Origin of the sequence: Leucobacter sp. CX87, assembly GCF_018682295.1 — a bacterium.
GTDB lineage: Bacteria > Actinomycetota > Actinomycetes > Actinomycetales > Microbacteriaceae > Cx-87.
This window is the reverse complement of sequence record NZ_JAFIRI010000005.1, coordinates 415,695-440,237: the sequence shown is the minus strand read 5'-3', so window position 1 is coordinate 440,237 and position 24,543 is coordinate 415,695. Positions and strand designations below refer to the sequence as shown.

At 65.9% G+C, this 24,543-nt stretch carries 23 protein-coding genes; 3 read left to right on the top strand and 20 right to left on the bottom strand.

Translation table 11 applies throughout. The features are described 5' to 3' along the window. Positions 1–81: 81 nt before the first annotated feature. The 5 genes from KOE53_RS09195 to KOE53_RS09175 all read right to left on the bottom strand — a co-directional run bounded on the left by KOE53_RS09195 (position 82) and on the right by KOE53_RS09175 (position 7,392). Positions 82–1,704: a peptide ABC transporter substrate-binding protein gene (locus KOE53_RS09195; RefSeq protein ID WP_188046303.1), complete on the bottom strand. Its 1,623-nt coding sequence runs from the start codon at positions 1,702–1,704 to the stop codon at positions 82–84. A gap of 255 nt (positions 1,705–1,959) precedes the next feature. Further along, the gene (locus tag KOE53_RS09190) at positions 1,960–3,654 is read right to left on the bottom strand and encodes a dipeptide ABC transporter ATP-binding protein (RefSeq protein WP_188058227.1); all 1,695 of its coding nucleotides are present in this window, start codon (positions 3,652–3,654) and stop codon (positions 1,960–1,962) included. Continuing rightward, the gene (locus tag KOE53_RS09185; protein ID WP_188058226.1) at positions 3,651–4,634 is read right to left on the bottom strand and encodes an ABC transporter permease; all 984 of its coding nucleotides are present in this window, start codon (positions 4,632–4,634) and stop codon (positions 3,651–3,653) included. The genes KOE53_RS09190 and KOE53_RS09185 overlap by 4 nt, the downstream gene beginning before the upstream one ends. A 1-nt stretch (position 4,635) precedes the next feature. Continuing rightward, a complete protein-coding gene (locus KOE53_RS09180; RefSeq protein ID WP_188058225.1) occupies positions 4,636–5,703 on the bottom strand; it encodes an ABC transporter permease in 1,068 nt (355 codons plus the stop codon). A 75-nt stretch (positions 5,704–5,778) separates the two neighbouring features. Beyond that, the gene (locus tag KOE53_RS09175) at positions 5,779–7,392 is read right to left on the bottom strand and encodes an ABC transporter substrate-binding protein (protein WP_188058224.1); all 1,614 of its coding nucleotides are present in this window, start codon (positions 7,390–7,392) and stop codon (positions 5,779–5,781) included. Between the two features lie 235 nt (positions 7,393–7,627). On the opposite strand from KOE53_RS09175, the gene KOE53_RS09170 reads away from it, so the two are divergent. Then, complete coding sequence (locus KOE53_RS09170; RefSeq protein ID WP_188058223.1) at positions 7,628–8,431, top strand: CPBP family intramembrane glutamic endopeptidase; 804 nt, start codon at positions 7,628–7,630, stop codon at positions 8,429–8,431. Positions 8,432–8,440: 9 nt separating this feature from the next. On the opposite strand, the gene KOE53_RS09165 is transcribed toward KOE53_RS09170, so the two are convergent. The 12 genes from KOE53_RS09165 to KOE53_RS09110 all read right to left on the bottom strand — a co-directional run bounded on the left by KOE53_RS09165 (position 8,441) and on the right by KOE53_RS09110 (position 19,152). Next, a complete protein-coding gene (locus KOE53_RS09165) occupies positions 8,441–9,010 on the bottom strand; it encodes a hypothetical protein (RefSeq protein WP_188046301.1) in 570 nt (189 codons plus the stop codon). Positions 9,011–9,029: 19 nt separating this feature from the next. After that, positions 9,030–9,905, bottom strand: coding sequence for a homocysteine S-methyltransferase family protein (locus KOE53_RS09160; protein WP_223160190.1), 876 nt, complete (start codon positions 9,903–9,905; stop codon positions 9,030–9,032). Between the two features lie 5 nt (positions 9,906–9,910). Beyond that, positions 9,911–10,138 (bottom strand): DUF4287 domain-containing protein, encoded by a 228-nt coding sequence (locus KOE53_RS09155; RefSeq protein ID WP_188046299.1) that lies wholly within the window; start codon positions 10,136–10,138, stop codon positions 9,911–9,913. A 117-nt stretch (positions 10,139–10,255) separates the two neighbouring features. After that, the gene (locus KOE53_RS09150; RefSeq protein ID WP_188058221.1) at positions 10,256–11,761 is read right to left on the bottom strand and encodes a SulP family inorganic anion transporter; all 1,506 of its coding nucleotides are present in this window, start codon (positions 11,759–11,761) and stop codon (positions 10,256–10,258) included. 50 nt (positions 11,762–11,811) lie between these two features. Further along, the gene (locus KOE53_RS09145) at positions 11,812–12,462 is read right to left on the bottom strand and encodes a DUF1345 domain-containing protein (protein ID WP_188058220.1); all 651 of its coding nucleotides are present in this window, start codon (positions 12,460–12,462) and stop codon (positions 11,812–11,814) included. 59 nt (positions 12,463–12,521) lie between these two features. Beyond that, the gene (locus KOE53_RS09140; RefSeq protein WP_188058219.1) at positions 12,522–14,213 is read right to left on the bottom strand and encodes an ABC-F family ATP-binding cassette domain-containing protein; all 1,692 of its coding nucleotides are present in this window, start codon (positions 14,211–14,213) and stop codon (positions 12,522–12,524) included. A 9-nt stretch (positions 14,214–14,222) separates the two neighbouring features. Then, positions 14,223–14,519 carry a putative quinol monooxygenase gene (locus KOE53_RS09135; protein WP_188058218.1) on the bottom strand — a complete coding sequence of 99 codons (297 nt, stop codon included), beginning with the start codon at positions 14,517–14,519 and terminating at the stop codon, positions 14,223–14,225. A gap of 68 nt (positions 14,520–14,587) precedes the next feature. Next, the gene (locus KOE53_RS09130) at positions 14,588–15,139 is read right to left on the bottom strand and encodes a HEAT repeat domain-containing protein (RefSeq protein WP_353055626.1); all 552 of its coding nucleotides are present in this window, start codon (positions 15,137–15,139) and stop codon (positions 14,588–14,590) included. A 9-nt stretch (positions 15,140–15,148) separates the two neighbouring features. Continuing rightward, positions 15,149–15,886 (bottom strand): hypothetical protein, encoded by a 738-nt coding sequence (locus KOE53_RS09125; protein ID WP_188058217.1) that lies wholly within the window; start codon positions 15,884–15,886, stop codon positions 15,149–15,151. A gap of 17 nt (positions 15,887–15,903) precedes the next feature. Further along, positions 15,904–17,616 carry an ABC1 kinase family protein gene (locus KOE53_RS09120; RefSeq protein WP_188058216.1) on the bottom strand — a complete coding sequence of 571 codons (1,713 nt, stop codon included), beginning with the start codon at positions 17,614–17,616 and terminating at the stop codon, positions 15,904–15,906. Positions 17,617–17,621: 5 nt separating this feature from the next. Beyond that, positions 17,622–18,167 (bottom strand): PadR family transcriptional regulator, encoded by a 546-nt coding sequence (locus KOE53_RS09115; RefSeq protein ID WP_188046293.1) that lies wholly within the window; start codon positions 18,165–18,167, stop codon positions 17,622–17,624. Between the two features lie 46 nt (positions 18,168–18,213). After that, positions 18,214–19,152 carry an alpha/beta hydrolase fold domain-containing protein gene (locus KOE53_RS09110; RefSeq protein ID WP_188058215.1) on the bottom strand — a complete coding sequence of 313 codons (939 nt, stop codon included), beginning with the start codon at positions 19,150–19,152 and terminating at the stop codon, positions 18,214–18,216. A 100-nt stretch (positions 19,153–19,252) separates the two neighbouring features. Between KOE53_RS09110 and KOE53_RS09105 the strand changes: the two genes are divergently transcribed. Further along, complete coding sequence (locus KOE53_RS09105) at positions 19,253–19,906, top strand: alpha/beta hydrolase family protein (protein ID WP_188046291.1); 654 nt, start codon at positions 19,253–19,255, stop codon at positions 19,904–19,906. A 583-nt stretch (positions 19,907–20,489) separates the two neighbouring features. Further along, positions 20,490–21,074 (top strand): DapH/DapD/GlmU-related protein, encoded by a 585-nt coding sequence (locus tag KOE53_RS09100; protein ID WP_188058214.1) that lies wholly within the window; start codon positions 20,490–20,492, stop codon positions 21,072–21,074. A 38-nt stretch (positions 21,075–21,112) separates the two neighbouring features. Here the strand turns inward: KOE53_RS09100 and KOE53_RS13730 are convergent, their stop codons facing one another. The 3 genes from KOE53_RS13730 to ychF all read right to left on the bottom strand — a co-directional run bounded on the left by KOE53_RS13730 (position 21,113) and on the right by ychF (position 24,541). Continuing rightward, a complete protein-coding gene (locus KOE53_RS13730) occupies positions 21,113–22,417 on the bottom strand; it encodes a M23 family metallopeptidase (protein ID WP_188058213.1) in 1,305 nt (434 codons plus the stop codon). 403 nt (positions 22,418–22,820) lie between these two features. Continuing rightward, positions 22,821–23,438, bottom strand: a complete 618-nt coding sequence (locus KOE53_RS09090) for a GNAT family N-acetyltransferase (protein ID WP_188058212.1) — start codon at positions 23,436–23,438, stop codon at positions 22,821–22,823. 29 nt (positions 23,439–23,467) lie between these two features. Continuing rightward, on the bottom strand, positions 23,468–24,541 hold the full coding sequence (gene ychF, locus KOE53_RS09085; RefSeq protein ID WP_188058211.1) for a redox-regulated ATPase YchF: 1,074 nt from the start codon (positions 24,539–24,541) through the stop codon (positions 23,468–23,470). Positions 24,542–24,543 lie beyond the last annotated feature (2 nt).

Here is a 24,543-nt window from a genome sequence, read left to right as displayed (position 1 = left end):
GACGATCGGGGTGACGAGGCCGTGATGAAATCGCGGGAAGGCCCCGGGGCGGGTGAGCCCCGGGGCCTTCGCACTAGGGAACTACTTCTTGGTGATCTCGTAGTAGATCGGCACCGAGTTCCAGCCGAACTGCACGTTCTCAACCGTGTCGGCGTAGCCGCCGGTCACGTTCGAGTACCAGAGCGGGGTCGCCGGAAGGTCTGCGAGCAGCACCTCCTGCGCTTCCTGGAACTTCATGTTTGCCGAGGCGAGATCGGTATCAACCGCGCCCTCCTGCAGCAGCGTGTCGAAGGCTTCGCTCGAGTAGTCGCCGTCGTTCGAGCCAGCGTTCGTGGCGTACAACGGGCCCAGGAAGTTGAACAGGCCCGGGTAGTCCGCCTGCCAGCCGGTACGGAAGGCCGTCTGGATGGTGCGGTTCGTGACCTCGTCGCGCAGCTCAGGGAACGTCGGGTACGGCTTGCCCGCAGCCTCGATACCCAGCGTGTTCTTGATGCTGTTCGTGGTCGCGTCAACCCAGGCAGCGTGTCCGCCGTCACCGTTGTACGCGATCTCGAAGGTGCCACTCCACGGCGCGATTGCGTCGGCCTCAGCCCACAGCTTCTTCGCCTCTTCGGGGTTGTACTCGAGGACCTCAGCGCCCTTGAGCGAATCCGACCAGCCGTCGATGACGGGCGAGGTGAAGTCGCTTGCGGGGGTGCGGGTGCCCTCGAAGATCACGTCAGTGATCTCATCACGGTTGATGGACATGGAAATGGCCGCGCGGCGCAGCTTTCCCTCTTCCCCACCGAAGTGCGCGAGGCTCTCAGGAATGGTGAAGGACTGGAAAATCGCGGCGGGCTGGTTGACCGCACGATCGCCCAGGTCAGCTTCGAAGTTCGCGAGCGATGCATCAGGAATCGCGTCGATCACGTCGAGGTTGCCCGAGAGGATGTCCGAGTACGCCGCGTCCAGCGAGACGTAGAACTTGATGGTGAGGCCACCGTTCTTGACCTCGCGAGGACCGTTGTAGTCGTCGTTCTTGACGAGCGCGATCTCCTCGTTGTGCTTCCAGGCGTCCCCCTCACCGAGCTTGTAGGGGCCGTTGCCGATGGGTGCCTGGCCGTACGCCTCGAGGTCATCCCATGCCGAGTCGGGCAGCGGGAAGTATGCCGAGTAGCCGAGGCGCAGCGGGAAGTCCGAGGCCGCCTTGTTCAGCTTCACCGTGAAGGTCGTGTCGTCTACGACCTTGAGGCCCGAGAGCTCGGGAACGTTCTCGTCGTAGCTGAAGCCCTCGATGTCCTCGAAGAAGTAGCTGTTGAGCTGCGCATTGTCGAGCGCCGCACCGTAGTTCCACGCATCGACGAAGTTCTTCGCCGTGACCGCGGTACCGTCGGTGAACTTCGCGTCGTCGCGGATCGTAATCGTGTAGTTCGTCGCGTCATCGGACTCGATCGACTCGGCAATGTCGTTGTGCGGCGCACCGTCTGCGTCGTAGTAGACCAGGCCCGCGAACATGGCGTCGAGAATCTTGCCGCCGCCGACCTCATTGACCATGGTCGGGATCAGCGCGCTCTGCGGCTCCGAACCATTGGTCGTAATGACTGCCGACGTGTCTCCGCCGCTGCTACCGCCGCCGTCTCCTGCACCCTGCGAGCAACCCGCAAGTGCCAGAATGCCCGCGGTGGCCACGGCGATGACACCGAGTCCCATGCGTGAACGATTCATTTTTCCTCCTTGAAAAGGGATTCGCAGGGGTCTCGTCGACGCCCGAGTAGCGCGCCACCTTGCACCCCCGCGAGATAACGACATGAGCCTAACGAATCTGGCTCGGGGCGAACCCCACAGATGGCCACACCTGGCGCAAAGGTGACCAAACCGTAGCCAGGCGTCTCCGAAATCAACAACGTACCATTAGTTTTCTCACTCAGAATTGTGGAGAGTCCACTACTGAGATTGCCCCATACAGAGCCTGAATGCCCCCTAACGCAGGCTGTTCCATTCTGCCCGGCGAGCCGCCTGCCGGGCAGGATCCGGGACCGGCAGAGATGCCAAAAGCCGCTTCGTATAGTCGTCGGTTGGTCCTTGGAGCACCTGGACCGTGCTGCCCTGCTCACGAATCTCGCCGTTCTTGAGCACTACCACGCGGTCGGCGACCTCGTCCACTACCGCGAGATCGTGACTGATGAAAAGGCAGGCAAATCCCAGCTCACCCTGCAGATGCGCGAAGAGCTGCAGCACCTGCGCCTGGACCGACACATCGAGCGCGCTCGTCGGCTCGTCCGCAATGAGCAGCTTGGGGTCGAGCGCGAGTGCCCGGGCCAGCGACGCACGCTGGCGTTGGCCGCCCGAGAGTTCGTGCGGGTAGCGGTCACCGAACTCGATCGGCAGCCGCACCGCCTCGAGGAGTTCATTGACGCGCGGCCGGGCCGCGGTCACCCCCGAAGCGCGCCCGTGCACAATCAGCGGCTCGGCGACGCACTCGGCGATGGTGAGCAAGGGGTTGAAGCTCGTGGCGGGGTCCTGGAAGACGAATCCGATGTCGGGTCGGAGTTTCGTCAAGTGGCGCGACTTTGCGCTGCGCATCTCAGTACCGAGCACCTTCAGAGAGCCGCCCATGACCTCGGTGAGGCCGACGACGGCCCGCCCGATCGTCGTCTTGCCCGATCCTGATTCGCCAACCAGACCCAGGACCTCACCGGGAGCGATCCAGAAGTCAACTCCGTGCACCACACGGGTGCCGCCGCGTCCGAACCGGCCTGGGTACCCGATCTCGGCGCCGCTCGCCACGATGACCGCATCAACTGGAGGCACGGACGACAGAACGGCGGAGGGATCCTGACGGGAGCTCTTCCCCCGCCCCAAATGCGGCACGGCCGCGAGCAGCTGGCGTGTGTACTCCTCGCGCGGGTGCGCGAACAACTCGGCGACCGGCGCCTGTTCGACGATCTTGCCTCGGTACATCACGATGACCCGATCTGCGAGGTCGGCAACCACGCCCATATTGTGGGTGATGAGCACGACGGTCGCGCCGAACTCGTCGCGGCAGGTGCGCAGCAGGTCCAGGATCTCGGCTTGCACGGTCACGTCGAGCGCGGTCGTGGGCTCGTCCGCGATGATCAGCCGGGCGTTCATGACCAGCGCCATAGCAATCACCACGCGCTGCTTCTGTCCGCCGGAGAACTGGTGCGGGTAATGGTCCACGCGCTGCTCAGGGTCGGGGATGCCGACCCGGCGCAGCACGTCGATCGCGCGCACTCTCGCCTCGGCCTTCGAGACCTTCTGATGGGCGCGGATTCCCTCGGCGATCTGCCACCCCACCGTATAGACGGGGTTCAGCGCGGTCGAGGGCTCCTGGAACACCATCGCCGCGTCGGTGCCCCGCATGCGACGAAGTTGCGCCGGCGTCGCGTGAACGACATCGGTTTCGCGGTCACCGTGGCCGCGGATGATCACCGCACCGGTTACGCTCGCCGTTTCCGGCAGCAGGCCAAGCAGAGTCTGCGCAGTAACGGACTTGCCCGAGCCCGACTCCCCCACGATCGCGAGAACCTCGCCGGGACGGGCCGCAAGGCTGACCCCGTCAAGCGCGGTGACCGGCTCGCCGTCCGTTGCAAAGCGCACCTTCAAATCGGTAATTTCGACGACGTCTACGCCATCGGTGATATTCGTGCTCATTCCGCACCTCCCGCGCGACGGCGTGTACGCAGCCGCGGATCGCTCAAGTCGTTCAGGCTCTCGCCCACCAGTGTGATGCCGAGCACCACCAGCACGATCGCGATGCCAGCCGGCATTGCCGTCCACCACACGCCACTCGCTACGTCGGCGACTGAGCGATTCAGGTCGTATCCCCACTCGGCGGCCGAAGTTGCCTCGATACCGAATCCAAGAAAGCCGAGGCCCGCGAGAGTGAGCAGGGCCTCGGAGGCATTCAGCGTCACGACGACGGGTAGCGAACGGGTCGAGTTGCGCAATACGTGCCGAACCAGGATTCGGCCCGTCGGCACCCCCGTCACCCGCGCCGACTCGACGAATGGCTCGTTCTTTACGCGGACCACTTCGGCCCGAATCACTCGAAAGTACTGCGGCACAAACACCACCGTGATCGAGATTGCCGTGGCAAGAATGCCGCCCGCCAGGGTCGACTGGCCCCGGCTGATCACGATCGACATGATGATGGCGAGCAGCAGAGATGGGAATGAGTAGATCGCATCAGACAGCATGACCAACGCGCGATCGACCCACCCACCGAAGTAGCCACCGAGTAGACCGAGCGCGACGCCCACAAAGACGGAGAACGCGAGGGCCGCAAGAATGACCAGGAGCGCCGTCTGCGCCCCCCAGATCGTGCGCGAGAGCACGTCGAATCCACTCACTGTCGTCCCGAGCAGGTTTGTCGAGTTGGGTGCGACCGTGGTGCCGAAGCTCACCCCATCGACGGCGCGCTGGGCGAAGCCGTACGGGGCGATGAGCGGGGCGAAAACGGCAACGAGCACGAACGTGCCCGTGAGAATGAGACCGGTGATGAGCATGCCGCGCTGCAGCCCCACGCTTTGGCGCAGGTGCGATACAACTGGCAACCGGTCGCGCAGGCGTCGGCGCGGGGCCCCTCCGGCGGTCAGGATCGCTTCGGTCCTCGGGATCTGTGAGCGTGACATGTCAGTACCTCACTCTCGGGTCGATCATGGCGGCGATGACGTCGACGAGGAAGTTCGTCACGGCGACGATGACTGCGATCATGATCACGATGCCCTGCACCGCCACGAAGTCTCGCGCTTTGAGGTACTCGGCAAGCATGAAACCGATGCCCTTCCATTCGAAGACCGTCTCGGTAAGCACTGCTCCGGCGAGGAGGAGCGCGATCTGCAGACCAATCACGGTGATGATGGGGATGAGGGCGGGCCGGTAGGCGTGCTTGGTGACCAGCCGGTACTCGCTCACGCCCCTGGACCGGGCCGACGTGACGAACTGCGCGCCAAGCGTGCCGATCATGTTGGTGCGCACGAGGCGCAAGAAGATACCGGCGGTGAGGATGCCGAGCGCGAGCGCCGGCAGGATCGCGTGCGAGAGCACGTCGCCGACGGCGGATGGATCCCCGAGCCTGATCGCATCGATGAGGTAGATGCCCGTGGGGTTGTCAAGCGTCTGCAGCGAAAGCTCGGTGCGAGTGTTCGCCCGGCCTGAGACCGGGGTCCACCCGAGCCAGACCGCGAAGACGAGCTTGAGCACAATGCCGATGAAGAAGATGGGGGTGGCGTACCCGAGGATCGCGAGTATCCGCAGCGTCGCGTCCTGCCAGCGGTCGCGGCGGTAGGCCGCGATGAGGCCGAACGGAATGCCGATCAGGAAGGCCACGATGAGCGCGTAGAACGCAAGCTCAAGCGTCGCCGTGCCGTACTGCAGCAGGATCTCGACCACGGGTCGGCCATCGGTGAGCGTATTGCCGAAGTCGCCGCGGAAGACGCCGCCGATGTACTCGAGGTACTGCACCAAGATGGGCCGGTCGAACCCGGCGGCGTGCACCCGCTCGGCCAGCTGGTCGGGCGGCAGTCGTCCGCCCAGCGCCGCGGTGATCGGGTCACCGGTCATGCGCATCAGGACGAAGACGACGGTCACGAGAATAAACACCGTCGGAATAATGAGCAACAGCCGCACCAGAATGTAACGCCACATACCTCCGCGCGAGGCCTTCTGGGTGGGCGTGGGGGTCGTACTGACCGCTGTCATACCTGTTCCCTCAGTCAAAGCAGTGCGTGCGTGTGCTGCCCGGGCCTCGCCTGGGCAGCACACGCACGCGATGAGCTACTTGGTCAACGGCGCGTAGCGGAACTTGAACGAGGCGTCGAGGGTGGTGCCCTCAACTCCCGCGCCCACAACCGCGACCTGCTTGCCCTGGAGCATCGGCAGCGTCGAGAGCTCGTCCGCCATGATGTCCTGGATCTGGCCGATGATCTCGCCGCGCTTCGTGGTGTCACCCTCGATCTGCTCGGCCGTGATCAGCTCCTGAACCTGGGGGTTGTCGAAGTGGTTCACCAGGAAGTTGTCCTTGGTGAAGAACGGCGACAGGTAGTTGTCCGCGTCCGAGTAGTCCGGGAACCAGCCGAGCTGGTAGATCGGGTACACGTCAGCGCTGCGGTCCTTCGAGTACTGGCCCCACTCGGTCTGGGCCAGGTTGACCGTGAACAGGCCACCTTCTTCCAGCTGCGACTTAATGGCCGCGTACTCATCACCCGACGACGGACCGTAGTGGTCGCCGTTGTACTGGATGTTGAGCACGACCGGAGTTGCGACTCCGGCGTCTGCAAGACGCTTGGTGGCCGCGTCGACGCTGGGGCCTCCATTGCCGTCACCGTACAGCTCCTTCATCGGCTGGGCTGCGTAGTCCATGCCGTCGGGAACCACCGAGAAGAGCGGCTGGAAGGTGTCCTTGTAGACATCGGTCGCGAGGGCCGAACGGTCGATCAGGTCGGCCATCGCCTGGCGCACGGCTTGCGCCTTCGCCGGGTCGGCATCCGCCGTCTTCACGCCAAACGGCTGCGTGTCGAAGTTGAAGACCATGTAGCGGATCTCGCCGCCGGGACCGTCGACGACCTTGACCTTGTCGTTCTTCGCCAGATCGGCGACGTCGGTCGCGCTCAGGCTGCGGTAAGCCACGTCGATGTCGCCCTGCCCAACCTCGAGCTTCATGTTCGACGCGTCGGCGTAGTACTTCACCGTGACGCCCGTGTTAGCGGGGGCGCCGAGCATGCCCTGATAGTCCGCGTTCGGGCTGTACGAGATGAGCTCGTTGAGCTTGTACGAATCGATGACATACTGCCCGGCAAACGCCTTGCCCTTGACGATGTCCTCGTCGCTCGTAACCGCGTCGGCCGAGAACACGTCCTCGTCGACGATCGGGGCGACTGGGCTCGACAGGATCTGGGGCCAAATCTGGTCGTTGCCGTTGACCAGGTTGAAGACCACGGTGGTGTCGTCGACGGCATCGGTCGACTCCAGGTTGCCGAGCAGCGAAGAGGGGCCGTTCGGGTCGGCGATCTTGACCTGGCGGTCGAAGCTGAACTTCACGTCAGATGCGGTGAGATCGTTCCCATTTGCGAATTTGAGGCCCGGCTTGAGCTTCACGGTGTATTCGGTTGGGGTGGTGAACTCCGCTGACTCCGCGATATCCGGCGACACCGCGGCGCTGCCGTACTCACTGTTGAGCAGGAACGGGTAGATCTGGTTCATCACGGCGAACGAGCCGTTATCGTACGAGCCCGCCGGGTCGATGAACGTGACCTTGTCGGTGGTGCCGATCAGCAAGCTGGCATCGCCGCCACCGCCTCCCCCGCCACCGCCGGATCCGCCCGAGGCGCATCCGGAAATCAACAGGGCAGCGCCCGCAAGCGCTGCCGCGGCCATCAGAGTTTTCTTCATTGAATTCCTCCTGTGTGCTCCCCAACACGGGCGCAACATCGCACCCTCATTGGTGGATCAGTGTCGAGACGCTCTGATGCTATCGATGGCGTCCGAGCCGGGCCTAGCGCCGAGTGGCCCCGCGACTCAAAGGTGACCAAACCGTAGCCGGGCAAGCGCGATTCCCACAACAGAAGCGGCCCCTGGCTGGAGTATTTGGTAGAGAAATGCCAAGCACACGCCCTACGCTGAAGGCATGCAGCCCCTGTCTTCCGCGCCGATCCAGCAGACGCTGTCCCGAGGGCGCATTCGCGCCGAGATCGCCGTCGTGCTCGCGCTCTCGTTTGGCGCCTCGGCGATCTATGCGATCGTCTCGATCATCGAGCGCCTCACCCGCGAGGCTGCACTCGCAGAACAGACCGCGACTATCAACCGACAGCTCTCCGATCGCCCAGCGTTCGACCTGGTGTCTCAGCTTCTCGGTTTCGCCTTCGGGCTCGCTCCCGTCGCCCTCGTAGTCTTCCTCCTCTGGCAGCAGAGTCGCCCCCACCTCGGCCGGCTCGGCCTCGCCTCGCGCCCCGGTGCCTGGTGGATCCGCGACACCGGCTGGGGCGTCGCCCTCGCCGCCGCCATAGGGATCCCGGGTCTCGCCTTCTATCTCTTTGCGCGATCCATCGGCATCAACGTGAACGTCATCCCGACCGAGCTGGACGCCTACTGGTGGACCGTCCCGGTGCTGGTCTTGGCCGCGCTTCGCGCCGCGCTCGGCGAGGAACTCATCGTGGTCGCCTACCTCTTCGCCCGGCTCCGCGACCTCGGCTGGCGCCCGTGGAGCATCATCGTGACGAGCGCACTGCTGCGCGGCAGCTACCACCTCTACCAGGGGTTCGGCGGGTTCATTGGAAACGTCGTGATGGGGCTGCTCTTCGGGTGGGCATACCAGCGCTACGGCAGGATCCTGCCGCTCATCGTCGCGCACTGGATTCTCGACATTGTGAGCTTTGCGGGGTACGCCCTCGCGGTCGCGTGGTGGCCCGGCCTGTTCGGGCGGACCCCGTAGCGAACGGGACTAGGCCGGCTTGATCGCGTCGGCCATCGCCTGCATGAGGCCCCAGACCTGGTCGTACAGTTCCGGCGAGTCCGCGCATTGCCCGGCCGGCTTCACGACCTTGTAGCTGGTCCCGGCCACGCGTTCAATACCCCAGCCCGTCTTCATCGCCGCGCCGCAGCTTGCGGGGAACGAGTCAGTGAGCGCCGAGGTGATCTGCATGGTCTCCCCGTCGAAGACGTAATTCAGGGCGCCGAAGCGGCCGGACACGTCGGTTACGGCGTTCCACTGATCGATGCGCATCGAGCTCGTCGTGCCGACGTCCACCGACGGCGCGCGGTCGCTGCTCGGTGTGGGCTCGGCAGTCGGCTTGGTCGTCGGCGACGTCGTCGGCTTCGGCGAGGTGACGGCGGGCTCGGTCGTCTGGATCGGGTCAGCAGACACATCTGCCCCACCGCGCGACAGATTCATCACGAGGATCGACACGAGGATCGCCAGGACCGACGCAAGGCCCACCACGATCCATGGAATCAGCGCGGGGTTGCGGGTGTTCGTGGCGTCGTCCTGGAAGTTCGGGGTGGCGTCATTCACGTCCACCACCCTACCGGGGCTAGCCGAGCAGACCTGCCAACGCACCAATATGTGCCGGGCCGGTACCGCAGCAGCCACCGAACACGGCAAGGCTCGGCGCAGAGTTCGCGAGCGCGAGCGTGGCGGCGGCGAACGCCTCCGGCGCGTCACCGGGACCTTCGTCGCCCTCGTGCGCGGCGTTCAACCGCACGCCTACCAGCCGCTCACGGGCACCTGCGGAAGGCGCCTTCGCGAGCGCGCGTGCGGCGGCGGCGGGGTGCGCACAGTTGATCAAGAAGCCCGACGCGGCCGAGCCGGTAGCCTCGTCAACCGCCCGGATCGCGATGTCGAGGGTCGACCCGTCGGCGAGTAACCCGTCCTCCCCGACGGTGAACGACACGTACGCCGGGACCCGGGAGGCGACCGCTGCCCGGACCACGCCGATCGCCTCTGCCGCGTCGAGTGTGGTGACCGAGGTCACGCGGTCGGCACCGGCCTCGGCGAGGGCGGCAACTTGCGGCGCGTGGTAGCGCTCGGCGTCTTCTGGGCTCATCCGTGTCGCCGCGTCGAACTCGTCGAACCGGGGGCCGATACAGCCGTTCACGACGACCTCGGCCTCCGGCGCGAACGCCTCGGCTGTTGTGCGCACGAAGGCAACGGCGTCCGCGTTGACCCGCGCGAGCGACTCGGCATCGTCGCCCAGCACGCTGCCCCAGTCGGCGTTTGCGCGCCAGGTGGGGGTGTCGAGCACGATGGGAATTCCTGTGGTCTCAGCGAGCGCCATGTAGGGGCGGAAATACTCGCGCAGTGCTTCTCGCCCTGAGGCCGTTGCGAGCAACGGGTACGCCGCAAACTCGGTCAGTTCCTGCCCAAGCCGGTCCTCGAGTTCCGTCTCAATGCCGCCGTCGGCAATCATGTGGCTCACGCGGTCTCGCCTTCGCCCGCGCCACCGTGCTCGGCGCGAAAGACGTGCACGAGGGCGTTCGCGTGGCCGTGTCCCACGCCGAGCTCCTTGAGGAACGCGACCTGGTCCATGTGCTTCTTGCCGGCATGCGGGGCGAGCGTCTCGAACCACTCATCGATGCTCTTGCCGTACTTGGCTTCGATGGACGGGAAGTAGGACTTCGGTCCCTGTACTTTTTCGGTCATCGTGGCCCCTTTGCTCACCTCGCGCCGCCCATGCGACTCATGTGCGCCCAGTCTGACACAGGCCCCCGGCGTTCCCGGGCGAGTCGTGCGGGCGGATCCTGCGTCAGTAGATGAACGTTAGGCGCCGAGCTTGCCGCCGAGACGCTGCCTGATACGCGTGCTCGCCTCGTTCAGGCCGACGAGCTCCACGTCGATGCCCCGAGCGGCATACTTCGCCTGCACGCTGTCGAGGGCGGCGACCGTCGAGGCATCCCAGAGGTGGGAGCGCGAGAAGTCGATGACCACCCGGCCCGGATCCTCCGCGTAGGAGAACTGAGTCACGAGGTCGTTCGACGAGGCGAAGAACAGTTCGCCCTCGACGGTGTAGCGCGCGATCTCGCCGACTTCGTCAGTCTCGATCGCGCGGGACACCGTGCAGAAGTGCGCCACGCGGCGGGCGAACAGGATCGAAGCTGCGACGACGCCCACCCCGACGCCGATCGCGAGGTTGTGTGTCGCCACGACCGTCGCGACGGTGATGAGCATGATGGCGGTCTCGGACTTGGGCATGCGCCGAAGGGTCGACGGTCGGATCGAGTGCCAGTCGAAGGTGATCGCTGAGACGAAGATCATCACGGCGACGAGGGCGGCCATCGGGATGACCGCGACCACGTCGCCGAGCACCACAACGAGCACCAGCAGGAAAGCGCCCGCGACGAAGGTCGAGATGCGAGTGCGCGCCCCTGAGGCTTTGACGTTCATCATCGTCTGACCGATGACGGCGCACCCGCCCATACCGCCGAGGAACCCGGTCACAACATTCGCGATTCCCTGCCCCCAAGCCTCGCGCGTCTTGTTCGAGTGGGTGTCCGTGACCTCGTCCACGAGCTTCGCGGTGAGGAGCGACTCGAGCAGCCCAACGAGGGCCATCGAGACCGAGAACGGCAGGATGATCTGGAGCGTTTCGAGGGTGAGCGGCACGTCGGGCAAGAAGAAGGTCGGCAGAGCATCGGGCAGCGTTCCCTTGTCGCCCACCGTCGGGACGTCGAATCCACCCAGCACGGTGACGAGGGAGAGGACAACGATGGCGATGAGCGGGGCAGGGATGGCCTGGGTGAGCTTGCCGAAGCCCCAGATCATCGCGATGCCGGCGGCGACGAGCGGATAGACGAGCCACGGCACCCCGGTGAGCTCGGGAAGCTGCGCCATCAGGACGAGGATCGCGAGCGAGTTGACGAAGCCGATCATGACCGAGCGCGGGATAAACCGCATGAGCTTTGCGACGCCGAGCGCGCCGAAGAGCATCTGCAGGATCCCCGCCAGGATCACCGCAGCAATGAGGTACTGCAGGCCGTGCGTCGAGTTGAGCGGCGCGATGACGAGTGCCACCGCTCCCGTGGCGGCCGAGATCATCGCCGGGCGACCACCCACGATCGCTGCAGTCACCGCCATCGTGAACGAGGCAAAAAGCCCCACGCGCGGGTCGACCCCGGCGATCACGCTGAACGCGATGGCCTCGGGAATAAGCGCGAGCGCCACGACGATCCCGGCGAGCACTTCGGTCCCGAGCCAGCGCGGCGTGCGGAGGGTGCGGAGCACCGACTGTCGCTCGAGTGGGGTCGCGGATGCTCGAGTGGGGGCCATGGGGTTCATCCTCCCATGCGTGGGAAGTCGCGGCAGCGGGCCGAATCCCGTTAGCCGAGCCCGGCGACCAGGTTGATCACCGTCGCGAGGATGCCCGAGCCAAACAGGTAGGCAAGCAAGGTCTGACCGATCACGATTCTGCGGATCGCGTTGTTCGTGACTGCTGTGTCTGCAACCTGGTAGGTCATCCCGAGTCCCACCGAGAAATAGGCGAAGTCGGTGTACTGCGGGTCTGCACTCTGGTTGAAACTGATGCCGCCCTGCAGCCCGGGTCCACCCTGGTAGTACATCTGGGCGTAGTGCAGCAGGTAGTTCGTCTGAATCAAGGCCCACGATGAGACGACGCTGAGCACTGCAATGCCAGCGAGCACCAACGCTTCCACCCCGCCCGATTGCCGCCCCTGCACCATCACGACGCCGACAGCTGCGAGGCTCACGACACTGCCCAGAATGGCGACGATCCGGGCGAGGTTGCGTCCGGTGTCCTCGGCAGTTGCGTGGTCGCGAGTCTCCTCGGGGCCCATGTTCCAGACCGTCAGCAGGGTCCAGCTCAGGACCGTAATAGCAAGGGCGGTCCACCCCGCGAGAAAGCCCGCAGCGATTCCGAGCGGAGGCGCCGCTGCGGCGCCGACCGCTACGCCCACGACGAGCGACGCAATCCAACGGAGTCGCACCTGGGCGCGCACAGACAAACGGGTCATGGCCCGATCGTAGCTTGAGGTCTTATCGAGACCGGGCGCGCGACAGGATCCTGCCGGGCCTAGACCAGCTCGGTGACCGTCCCGTGATCGACGTGCCAGCGGCGGTCCAGGCGAACCGTGCTCAGCATGCGCCGATCGTGGGTGACGAGCAGCAGTGCCCCCTCGTACGTCTCGAGCGCTTGCTCGAGCTGCTCGATGGCGGCGAGGTCGAGGTGGTTCGTCGGCTCGTCGAGCACGAGCACGTTGACGCCGCGGGCTTGCAGCAGCGCCAGCCCGGCGCGCGTGCGTTCCCCTGGCGAGAGCTCACCTGCGGCCCGCATGACGTGATCGGCTTTGAGTCCGAACTTCGCGAGCAGGGTGCGCACCTCTGCCGCGGACATCTCGGGGACGAGTCCCTCGAAGACGTCGGCGAGCGGGGCAACCCCCGCGAAGAGGGATCGCGCCTGGTCTACCTCGCCGATGGCGACTGAGGTGCCGAGCGCCGCGGATCCCTCGTCGGGGGCCTGTCGACCCAAAAGCACGCGCAGCAGGGTGGACTTACCCGCGCCGTTCGGGCCGGTGATGCCGATGCGCTCGCCCGCGTTCAGCTGCACCGAGACGGGGCCGAGCGTGAAGTCGCCCTGGTGCACGACGGCGGCGTTGAGCGTCGCGACCACGGCGCTCGAGCGCGGCGCTGCGCCGATCGTGAACTCGAGCTGCCATTCCTTGCGCGGCTCCTCGACCTCGTCGAGGCGACGGATGCGGCTCTCCATCTGGCGCACCTTCTGCGCCTGCTTCTCGCTCGACTCGGTGGACGCCTTGCGGCGAATCTTGTCGTTATCAGGAGCCTTCTTCATGGCGTTGCGCACACCCTGGCTCGACCACTCGCGCTGCGTGCGGGCTCGCCCGACGAGGTCGGCCTTCTTCGCGGCGAATTCCTCGTAGTCGTCGCGCCGATGCTGGCGCGCGATCTCACGCTCCTCAAGGTACGACTCGTAGCCGCCCCCGAACACCTGGTTGCTGTTCTGCGCGAGGTCGAGCTCGAGCACGCGCGTCACGCAGCGCGCGAGGAACTCGCGGTCGTGGCTGACGAGCACGACGCCGCCGCGCAGACCCTGCACGAAGGTCTCCAGGCGGTCCAGGCCGTCCAGGTCGAGGTCATTCGTCGGCTCATCCAGCAGCACGATGTCGAAGCGGGAGAGCAGCAGCGCGGCGAGACCCACGCGTGCCGCCTGGCCACCCGAGAGCGAGGTCATCAGGGAGTCCGGGCTGACGACGTTGCTCGACGCTTCCGCACCATCGCTCAGGCTCAGGCCGAGGTCGGCGAGGGTCGCGGGAAGCCGCTCTTCGAGGTCGGCGGCGCCGCTCGCAAGCCAGCGGTCAAGGGCCGCAGCGTAGACGTCGCCGGGGTCAGGGGCACCCGGTGCCTGCGGCTCGGTGTCACCGAGAGCGGCAGCGGCCGCGTCCATCTCGGCGGTGGCGCGCGCACAGCCGGTGCGGCGGGCGACGTAGGCGGCGATGGTTTCGCCCGCCACTCGGTCGTGTTCCTGCGGTAAGTAGCCCACGAACGCATCGCTCGGGGCGAGACTGACCGTGCCGGCCTGCGGCTCAAGCTCGCCGGCGAGGATGCGCAGCAGGGTCGACTTGCCTGCGCCGTTCACCCCGACCACGCCGACAACGTCGCCCGGCGCGACGGTCAGGTCGAGGTTTTCGAAGAGGATGCGATGGGCGTAGCCGCCGGCCAGGCCGTTTGCCACGAGTGTTGCGGTCATCCGTCTAGCCTATTGAGGATTTGCGGGCGGTATCTCGCGCACCGTGTAGCTGCGTCGAATCGCCGCTGTCGCCTGACCCCACTCGCTCGCCGATGCGCGATGCTGATGCGCGCGGAACGCCGCGACATCCACGAATCTCTCGTCGACCTGCCAGATCAGCGGGTCGGGGGTCACGGCGACCTCGAACGACAGACATCCATGCTCGGCCCTGGAGAGTTCCGCATGCCGCGGCAAGTGATGCCGCACGATGTCGGCCTCAGCGGCGTGGGAGCAGATCAGCTGGCCGGTGAGCACGATTTCGTTCATGCTCCCAGTTCACCCTGTTCTCGGCTGACAGCGCAACCGGTCCCTGACTTCGCCGGGGCAGATGCCGTTTAACGGAAGCGGTCCCGCAGCGTGTCGAGTCCCTGCTGGGCGCCGCGACGCACCTCAACCATCGGGTCCTTGAGCAGCTTCCGGAGGCTGTCCATGTCTTCCGGCGATCCGACCGCGCCGAGCGCGCGCGCCGCCGCGACGCGCACGCGAGGAACTCCATCGGCAAGCGTTTGGGTCAATTCAACTACCGCGGGAAGTCCGCGCGCGGCGATCACCCGGGCGCCCATCTCGCGCACGCGCCAGGCGGGGTCGTTCAGGGAGTGGATCACCGCGGCGATGGCCGAGTCATCCCACACGTACAGCAGGGCGCGAAGACCCCAGAGCTCGGGCCAGAACAACACGGGAGCGCCGTCGAGAACGCCCTGCGCGTGCTCGCCGCCGACGTAGAGCAAAAAGTCGGCTCCCTCGTTCTTGCCGGCCATGAGCCCGAGCGCGCGGGCGATCACGTCGGCTTCGCCGTACAGCTCGATGGCGGCCCCAAGCCTCCGCTCGAGGGGAAGATCGACGGGAACCGGAGTGGGCGCTGAATCTGCTGCTGGGTTGTGAGGCACCCACCCACCCTAGGCGCTGCGGCTTGTTCCCACCTGCCAAGGAACGTAGTGAGACTGGCCCTCCCAGGAACCGTGCTCGGAAAGTGGCCGAAAGCGCAGCGTCGTGAACTCGCGGTGAAAGTCCTTGCGGTCGCGTTCGGCCATCGCCGCGGCGTGGCGGCGAGCGCCGTCGCCCGAGTCGCGGCCGGCATCGTGGGCGGCGTCGCGGCCGAACACCATGCCCGTCATGGCCCGCGCGTTCGTCCAGATCGAAAACGTTGACACGGTTCTCGGGAGCCGAATGGCGGCGAGCGCGAGCGTCGCCTCGGGGTGGTCCCGCACCTGGCGTTCCACCGGGCGGCCCCAGCGGATGAACCGCGGCAGCTGGAAGAGGCGCATGCGGGCGAGCGTCACCGCGACGACGGGCTCGTCTCGCTCGGAGCGTCCCGCCACCTCGGGCAGGTGGGCAAACTCACGCACGCTGCCCCAGCGGCGCAGGAATGTGAGCCGGACGTGCCAGCCCTCGCCGAGCTTTTGTCCGAATGGGTGCTGCTTGAGGAAGGCATCGAGCGCCGCCTCGTCATCCCACTCCGCGAACACCGACATGCGCTGCATCTGCATGCGGCGGACGGAAAACACGGGCGAACCGAGCTCCATCCCCCCGAGCACTTCGATGCGGCGCAGCCCCGGTGCGCTCGGTGCCTTCAGCAGCGCACCAGCGGCGCGGTGGAGCGGCAGGTGCGCGAGGTGGAAGGAGTGAACGCCCATGCGGCCCAGTCTGTCAGTCACGGACGCCGATCGCCCGCGAGCAGGGCGTGCAGCAGCGGCAGCACGGACAGGGCAATCACGACGGTCCCCAGCACCGCGTCGTCGGCACGCAGCACGGCACCACCGATCAACAGCGACCCGAACAGGATCCCGGAAAGGCCCCGCCTGGCGGTGCGCTCGAGCCGGGCCACCCGCTGTTCTAGTCGCGGGCTCGACACCGCGAGCTGCCCGTCCTCCGCCCGCGTGAGCACCGAGTCGATTCGCTTCGGCAGCCGCCACGCGACGCCAACCATCGTGGCGGCTTGCTGGGCGAAGTCCTGGACGACGTTGCCGCCCTCGTCACGCAGCAGCTGCGCCGCGTACGGTTCGACCGAGTCCCACAGGTTGAACTCGGCGTTGAGCGCGCTGCAGACCCCAGAGGTGAGTGACATCGCTCGGATGATCAGCATGAAGTTTTCGGGCAGCTGGAAGGGGAGCGATCGCACGACATCGCCGAACTGCACGGCGAAATCGCGGAACTCCCTGGGGTCTACGTCCTTGAGCTCGGCAAACCCCATACCCCCGAAGCGCGCGAAGAGCTGTGTCATGGCGCGCTCAAGCTCGGTCGTCTCCGCGGTGGGCAGCAGCACTCCCACCTTGCGGATCGCCTCGACGAGGCCACGACCATCGCGCGATGCAACCGCGACCAGTAATGTGCGCAGGCCCGCGCGCGTGTCGGCCGGCACCTCGCCCATCATGCCGAAGTCGATGAACGTCAGCTTCCAATCGGGGCCGCCCTCGCCAGCCTCCCCCGGGGTGACGAAAATGTTCCCGGGGTGCGGGTCAGCGTGGAAGAACCCGTGCGTGAACAGCTGGTCGAACATCACTTCAGCGAATACCGGTGCGACTGTCGCCGGATCGATGCCTGCCGCGCGCAGCGCCAACGAATCGGTGATCTTGATCGCCGTCACGTCCTCGAGCGTCAGTACCCGGCGGCTTGTGCGTTCCCACACAATCCTGGGCACGGCCACCCGCGCATTGCCTGCAAAGTTGTCCGCGAAACGTTCGGCGCTTGCCGCCTCGTGGAGATAGTCGATCTCCTCCATACTGGTCGCTGCAAACTCCTCGACCAGAGCAGGCATATCGACGCGATCGGCGACGATGCGCACCCGGCTGAGCCAGCCGCCCACCTTGCGCAGCGCCGCGAGGTCGATGTCGACGATCTCGTCGATCCCTGGCCGCTGCACCTTGATCACGACGTCCCGCAGCCCCGTGTCCGCCGCGTCAGTTGCCGCGAGCCTGGCGCGATGCGCCTGCCCGAGCGAAGCTGCGGCCAGCGGAATCTCGTCAACGCTCTCGAACGCGAGATCCAGCGAGACGCCCAGCTCCGCCTCGGCGAGCGCCCGGATCTCGCTGAACGGGACTGCCGGTACCTCGTCTTGCAGGCCCTCCAGCTCCGAGGTGATCTCCGGGGGCAGGACGTCCAGGCGCGACGACATGAACTGGCCGACCTTGATCATCAGCCCGCCGAGATCGACCGCGAGCAGGTGAAAGCGCCTAGCGAAGGTGTGCATGCGTTTCGCCCGCGTGCGTTCGGCAAGCCCTGCCAGCCCCAGCCGGGGCAGGATCAGCTCGAACCACCAGGTGACCGCCAGATGCCAGCCGGCGAAGCGGAGGATCCTGCGATACCGCGCGCGAGAGACTTTCGTGCTGGGCAGCGCGCCCTTTCGAGTGGGGAGTACCGGGGGCACTCGCGCTAGTCCTGGGCGAGAATGGCGTACAGGCGGCGGCGAGACTCGTCGAGCACCGTGACGGCCTGCTTCACCTGTTCCGGCGAGCCGGTGCGCCCGACCTGCGATGCGGCTTGTGCAAGATCGAAGCCCGCCTTGGACAGTTCAGCGAACGCTGAGCCCTTCCCCGAATCTGAGGCCTCCCACTGGGCCGGCGCCTCGAGGTCTGCGGCTTCCTCGCGCCCGGCGTCCGTCAGAGTGTAGGTCTTGCGACCGTTCGACTCTTCTGCGCGAATGAGGCCCTCATCGGCAAGCAGCTGCAGGGTGGGGTAGACGGAGCCCGCACTGGGCTTCCAACTCCCGCCGCTGCGCTCTTCGATCTCGCGGATGATCTGGTAGCCGTGCATCGGCTCTTCGCGCAGCAACGACAGGACCGCGGTGCGCACCTCGCCCCGGCCCACGCGCCCGCCGACACGCTTCTCGAACTTGGCGCGCAGCTGCTCCATCGCCTGCCACATCGTGTCAGTGTGGTGCCCTGACCCGAAGCTTCCGGTGGGGAATGAACTACTCATGATGCCCTCCTCAGTGATCGTGAACGATACCTCGAGGATATATCGCTCACTCCCTCAGCGATAGTCTCTCGCGGCGAACACTCAGCTCGGGCTGCAGGCTCTCCACGATGACGCGCGCGCCACGCTCCCCCGTCCCCGTGGGCAAAAGCGCATACACGTGCACCTGCCCCTGAGCCTCGTGCCAATCCACCGCGACCCCCGCCTCACGCGCCTGGTCGCGCAAGAGGTGCGCGTCAGGGTTCAGCACGTCGCGCGTGCCCGTCAGGATCGTCAGCGGGCCGAGGCCGGTGAGGTCTCCAAAGAGCGGACTCACCACCGGATCCTTGATGTCGTCCTCGCCACGCCACGCGTCCGCGAGCACACGCCCTCCGGGGCGAGCGAGCCACGGATCGCTCGGCTGTACGGCATCGATCCTGGGGTTCTTCCAGGTGAGATCGAGCGCGGGCGAGAGCAGCGTGGTCGACGGCAGGATCCTGCCCGCATCGCGCAGCGCGAGCGCCACGGAAAGGGCGATCTGGCCGCCAGCGGAATCCCCGGCCAACCTCACCTCGCCCTCGCCATCGAGCTCTTCTTGCACCAGCGCGACGACGCCGTCGCGCACCTCGCGCGCGGTGCCGAACGGCACGAGCGGGTAGATCGGCACGACGACTCGCTGCCCGGTCTCGCGCGCGATCCGGGCGATCAACTGCCAGTGCTGACCCGCGATCTCATTCACCCAGCCGCCCCCGTGCACGTAGACGACGACCGACGATAGCTTGGGCTCGGCGCCCGTGGGCTCGACGTCGTAGACGGGCCAGCCGAGCGGGTTCGGCACTCGGCGTCCGACACGCACGCCTGACAGGCGCTCCGGCGGCCCGTACGACGTGGGCCGCAGCGTGCGCTCGCGGATGCGGTCGTGAGCGCCCGCTGCCGTAACGAACGGCCGATTGGCCCGGATCGCCTTAAGAAAGACAGGCACGAAGGGCTCAGGCAGGCGAATCGGCATAGGGGTCTCCCGGGGTTCGACGTCGGACTGCAGCCAGGATAGTCCCCGTGCTCCGAGTGAGGCCGGGCCAACTGATGGAGAGTCGGTTACCGTCGTAGCTATGCACATCGACATCCAGACCTCGCTCGGACCAGGACGGCTCGTCGTCGATGCGGCAGCGGATCCGCGCGCGGTGCTCTGGCTGGGTCACGGTGCCGGTGGTGGGATTGACGCGGTCGACCTGTCGGCGCTCGCGGCAGCGTTGCCCGGCGCTGGCATCACCGTCGCGCGCTACGAGCAGCCATGGCGGATGGCGGGACGAAAGGTCGCCCCGCGGCCTGCGGCCCTCGACGTGGGGTGGCTGGAAGCCGCGCCGCGCGTGGCCGAGCTGGCCGCGGGTCTCCCCCTCGTTGTCGGCGGGCGAAGCGCCGGCGCCCGCGTCGCGTGCCGCACCGCAGCGGCGGTTGGCGCCGCCGCAGTCGTGTGCCTCGCTTTTCCACTGCACCCGCCAGGGAAACCCGAGAAGTCGCGGATTGACGAGCTGCTCGAGCCGCGTGTGCCAGTGTTCGTTTTGCAGGGTGTTCGGGACACGTTTGGCGATGCGGAGGAGGTGCTGACGGCGCTCGCCCCACACTCGGGCCGCAGCATTCGCGTCATCGAGGTGCCCGGCGCCGACCACTCGATGAAGGTCCTGAAGTCGTCACCGCTGGACGCGGGCGGCGTTTCGCGGCTCATCGCGGAATCGGTGCGCGAGTTTGTTGCCGAGGTTTCCTGAGCCTGACGCCTGCGCGGCATTGCAACGCCGGCCGCCCACATCCAGCGCTGCCATAACGCCGATTGCGTGTCCACGCCACGAGACTCCGTCGGCCTCACTAACCTCCCGAGGTTCCTGACGTATTTGGGGCGCCCTGAGCGTGACCCTGTTGCCTCGGCGTTCGCTACGCGCCTGCTCGACGAGGGCGGTGAGGTCTTCGATATCTGGGACCCGGAGCAGATGGATGTCTGGCGCATCCCGATCCGACGGGGCCGGTACCTGCTGATCTCCGGCGGGCACGCGCGCATGAGGCCGACCTCGTGCTCGACGACCCGATCCATTTCCCCGCGGATATTCTCGCGCACGGCACCCTCGCTGGGGAATGACTGGACGCGGGAAACGAGGACGTCCTCTTGAGGATCGACGCAGCGTATGACGCGGGCCTCTCTGCGTTCGGTCCCATACTCCGCCCTGAGGAGGCGGTAGAGCGGGCAGCCACTCAAATCCGATTGTTGGAAGATGCCGCAATTCAAGGGATCGCCTCACCCAACCTCAGGTTTGTGCATGCACTGGGGCATCCATCAAGGGCGCGTACCGTAGGGACATGGCTGAAATTCATGGACTCGACGCCCTGCTTGCGGCTCTGAACTCCGGGGAGACGATCCCCGGAGGCTCCCCGCACCACGCCGCAATGCACGCCGCGAGCCAGGAGTCGCTGCGCATCACCGCCGAGCTCAACGGGCAATATCACTCACCTGATGAGGTCAGAGCCCTACTGAGTGAGCTGACCGGACATCAGGTCCCCGACACTCTCCAGCTCTTCCCGCCGTTCAGCGCCGACTTTGGGAAGAACATTCGCTTCGGCGAGAACGTGTTCATCAACAGCGGTTGCCGCTTCCAAGACCAGGGCGGTATCGAAATCGGCGACGGGTCTCTCATCGGCCACAACGCCGTCATCACCACTCTGAACCACGACATGGCACCGAGCCGACGGGCTGACATGCACCCGGCGCGCGTAGTCATCGGCCGCGGCGTGTGGTTCGGGGCCAACGTGACGGTACTGCCTGGCGTGGCAATCGGCGATGGCGCCGTGGTAGGCGCGGGCGCGGTTGTCACCAAGGATGTGGCGCCTGGGGCGATCGTCGTGGGAGTGCCCGCAAAACAGGTGGGCACGGTGCAGGACGGTTAGATCCTGCACCAGACGAACCGCCTCTCGACCCAGCTTGCCTAGGGGAAGTCGATGATCGCCAAGTTGAGGGGCAACTCGTTCGTGCGCGCCTCGGGGCGGGAGAGCTTTCCCTGCAGGAACGTGCCGCTCAGGTAGTCGTCCGCGTCGGCGATTTGCTGCGGAGCGACCTGTCCATCGAACCCGAAGCGGTCAAACGCGTAGGGAAGAGAGTCCGCTTCGAGGAGGCTCGGCCCGTCCATCAGCTGGAAGTGGAGGTGCGAGGCGTTCGCGTTTCCGGTGTTGCCGAGATGGCCGATGACCTGCCCCCTCTTCACCTTGTCGCCCGATTTCACTTTCAGGGACCCGGAGATCATGTGCGCGTACATCGCGTACACGCCATCGCCCAGGTCGAGCACCACGTGGTTTCCGTCGACGTTCTCGACGGTCAGTTTCGCGGCGAGTTCGGGGTTGCTCGCGGGCAGCACGCCCGGAGCATTCGCTTCCATCCCGTCCAGGATCGAGACCACCGTGGCATCGGCGACGGCGAGGATGTCGTCGCCGTAGTCGACGTAGCTCTCGTTGCTGGTCTTGTCACCCGAGTAGAACTCGCCCTGGTCGTTCGTGCGCTTCCAATCAATTGCGAAGCGCTGGCTGTTGTTGAGCTTGCCATTGACCGACATCACTGAACTGCGATGCGGGAAGCCAGGCTCGCAGCAACCGTTGAGCGCGATCCAGTTCTCACCACTCAGTGGCGGCGAGATCACCGGCACGGTCTCCGTGGAGATAGCGATGGGGGTCGCCAGGTAGTCCACCGCTTTCGGTTCGCCAAAGGCGGGCGAATTCGCGCCGGTGACGTACAGGCGGTGCAGCAGTGCACTCGGTACGTCGTCGCGCGAGTCGAGTGCGAAATCGATGAACAAGACTCGGCTCTCCTGCGCCGGAATCGTCGCGCTGTCGATATAGCCCGCGGGCAGGCCTCGCAGCCGGTTGCAGTCGCCGAACGTGCAATTCGCGTCCACCAATTGCGTCCCCGAGAAGCTGGCAATGACCGCTTTCGGATCTTTGCCGTCGACTACATCGATGGCGTCCAGGCTCGCCGGCTGCTGTGTGGCATTGGTGAGTTGCAGGTCATAGACGACGTGGTACTTGCCGTCCGTGCCCAGGAACGGGAGCGGAGGGTTTCCGATCGGGGAGACGGTGATCGCGGTGAACGCGTCGGGCACCTCTACGCCGGCGACCGAGCCCGCCGGCGGCGGCGCGGTGGTCGCGGCCTTCGGCGCCGAGGAACACCCCGCAAGAAGTGCGACGGTGGCCACGAGCGCTGCGAGAACACTTGCGCGGCGGGACTGCAGGTTCTTCGACATTTCCGGAGGCTATCAGCCACCTTTTTGCACCGTCCAGCGATACAGCTGAACTCAGGACCTAGGTCCCCACCGGATGTGCGTCTGACTGCGCCACGGTTCAACACCTCAGGATTCTGCACACGGGTGATCGTTGAGCGGTAGCTCGGGCAGCAGCACGATCAGTCCGGTCGCTAGCCGATCATGTACGCGAACCCGCGATTGGACGCCGCAGCCTGCGTCGTGAACTCCACAGCGTGTTGCAGGAAGTCGAGAAGCGCGCATCCTGGCCCGTTACCCCGTCATCGCTCACAGTGTACTGAAACTCGATACCTTTGACGTACGGCCTCGGCCAGGTGCGCTCGGTGCCCCTGCTTCCAAAAGATCTGACCCCGCCAACAGGACAAAACGGGATGCGTCAGTAGCCCTAGACGTTACCGCGGAGCACCACGACGCCGCCGTCCGGCGACTCGTCTACGAACATCCCGGAGCGGGCATGCTCGCCGAGTGGTGAACGCTTCTTCTCGAACGCAAACATCAGGTCCGGGTTCGAGTCACCCTCAGCGCCCACAGCAAAGACCAGTCCATTCGGGTCAGGGTGCCCCGGGTGAAAGAACTCTACGATCTGAAAACCGCACTTGTTCACGTAGAAATGAATGTTCCTCGTGTCCTCGTAAGGCGTCAAGGTCTTCCACACCTCGACCTCAGGGTAGAGCGCCTCGATCGCCGACCAAACCCTCGCGCCGATCCCCATGCTCTGCGCACCTGTGTCGATGAACAGTAGGTCTAAAGATGCTCGACGTCCGTCATCTTCAAACGCGACGACGATTCCGCCCACACGATTCCCGCGTTCTCGAACTTCCCACGAGATCGCTCCGGGCTGATCCATCGACTCATAGATCTCCACTTCGGAGATGACCGGCTCAGTCGATTCGTCGCCAAATGACGCCGCACCGGCAGCGAACGAGGCCTGAAGACGCGCGACGAACCCGGGACGATCCGAAGTCGCAAGTCGGTGCAGCACGAGCGGACTCACTTCAGACACCCCCGCCACCCCGGCCACACCTCGATCCGCTACACGTTGAAGCGGAACTCCACGACGTCGCCGTCCTGCATGACGTATTCCTTGCCCTCCATGCGGGCCTTGCCCTGAGCGCGAGCCTCGGCGATCGAGCCGGTCTCGACGAGATCATCGAACGAAATAACTTCGGCCTTGATGAAGCCCTTTTCGAAGTCGGTGTGGATAACGCCGGCGGCCTGCGGTGCCTTCGCACCGACGGGGATCGTCCAGGCGCGCGACTCCTTCGGACCAGCGGTGAGGTAGGTCTGGAGCCCTAGCGTCTGGAAGCCGATGCGGGCGAGCTGGTCGAGACCGCTTTCCTCCTGGCCGATCGAGGCGAGCATCTCTGCAGCGTCCTCTTCGTCGAGCTCGATGAGCTCACTCTCAAGCTTCGCGTCCAGGAAGATCGCCTTCGCGGGGGCGACGAGCTTCGCGAGCTCCTCAAGCTTCGCCGCGTCACCCAAGATGCCCTCGTCGACGTTGAACACGTAGAGGAACGGCTTCGCGGTCAGCAGGCCCAGCTCGCGGATCGGCTCCATGTCGACCTTCGAGAGCGACAGCGGCGTGCCCGCGTTGAGCACATCGCGGGCCTCGATGGCGGCCGCGAGGACGGCGGGATCCTGCTTCTTCGCCTTGATTTCCTTCTCGAGGCGCGGGATAGCCTTCTCGACCGTCTGCAGATCGGCGAGGATCAGCTCGGTGTTAATGGTCTCCATGTCGCTGGCGGGGTTCACGCCACCGTCGACGTGGATCACGTCGGGATCGCTGAAGCCGCGGACGACCTGAACGATGGCGTCGGCTTCGCGAATAGTCGCGAGGAACTTGTTGCCCAGACCCTCGCCCTCGCTCGCGCCACGCACGATGCCGGCGATGTCGACGAACGACACGGGAGCCGGCAAGATCCGCTCGGATCCGAAGATCTCGGCCAGCTTGTTCAGCCGCTTGTCGGGAAGGTTCACGACCCCGACGTTCGGTTCGATCGTCGCGAACGGGTAGTTCGCGGCGAGCACCTGGTTGCGCGTCAGCGCGTTGAACAGGGTCGACTTGCCGACATTCGGGAGACCGACGATTCCAAGAGTAAGAGCCACGA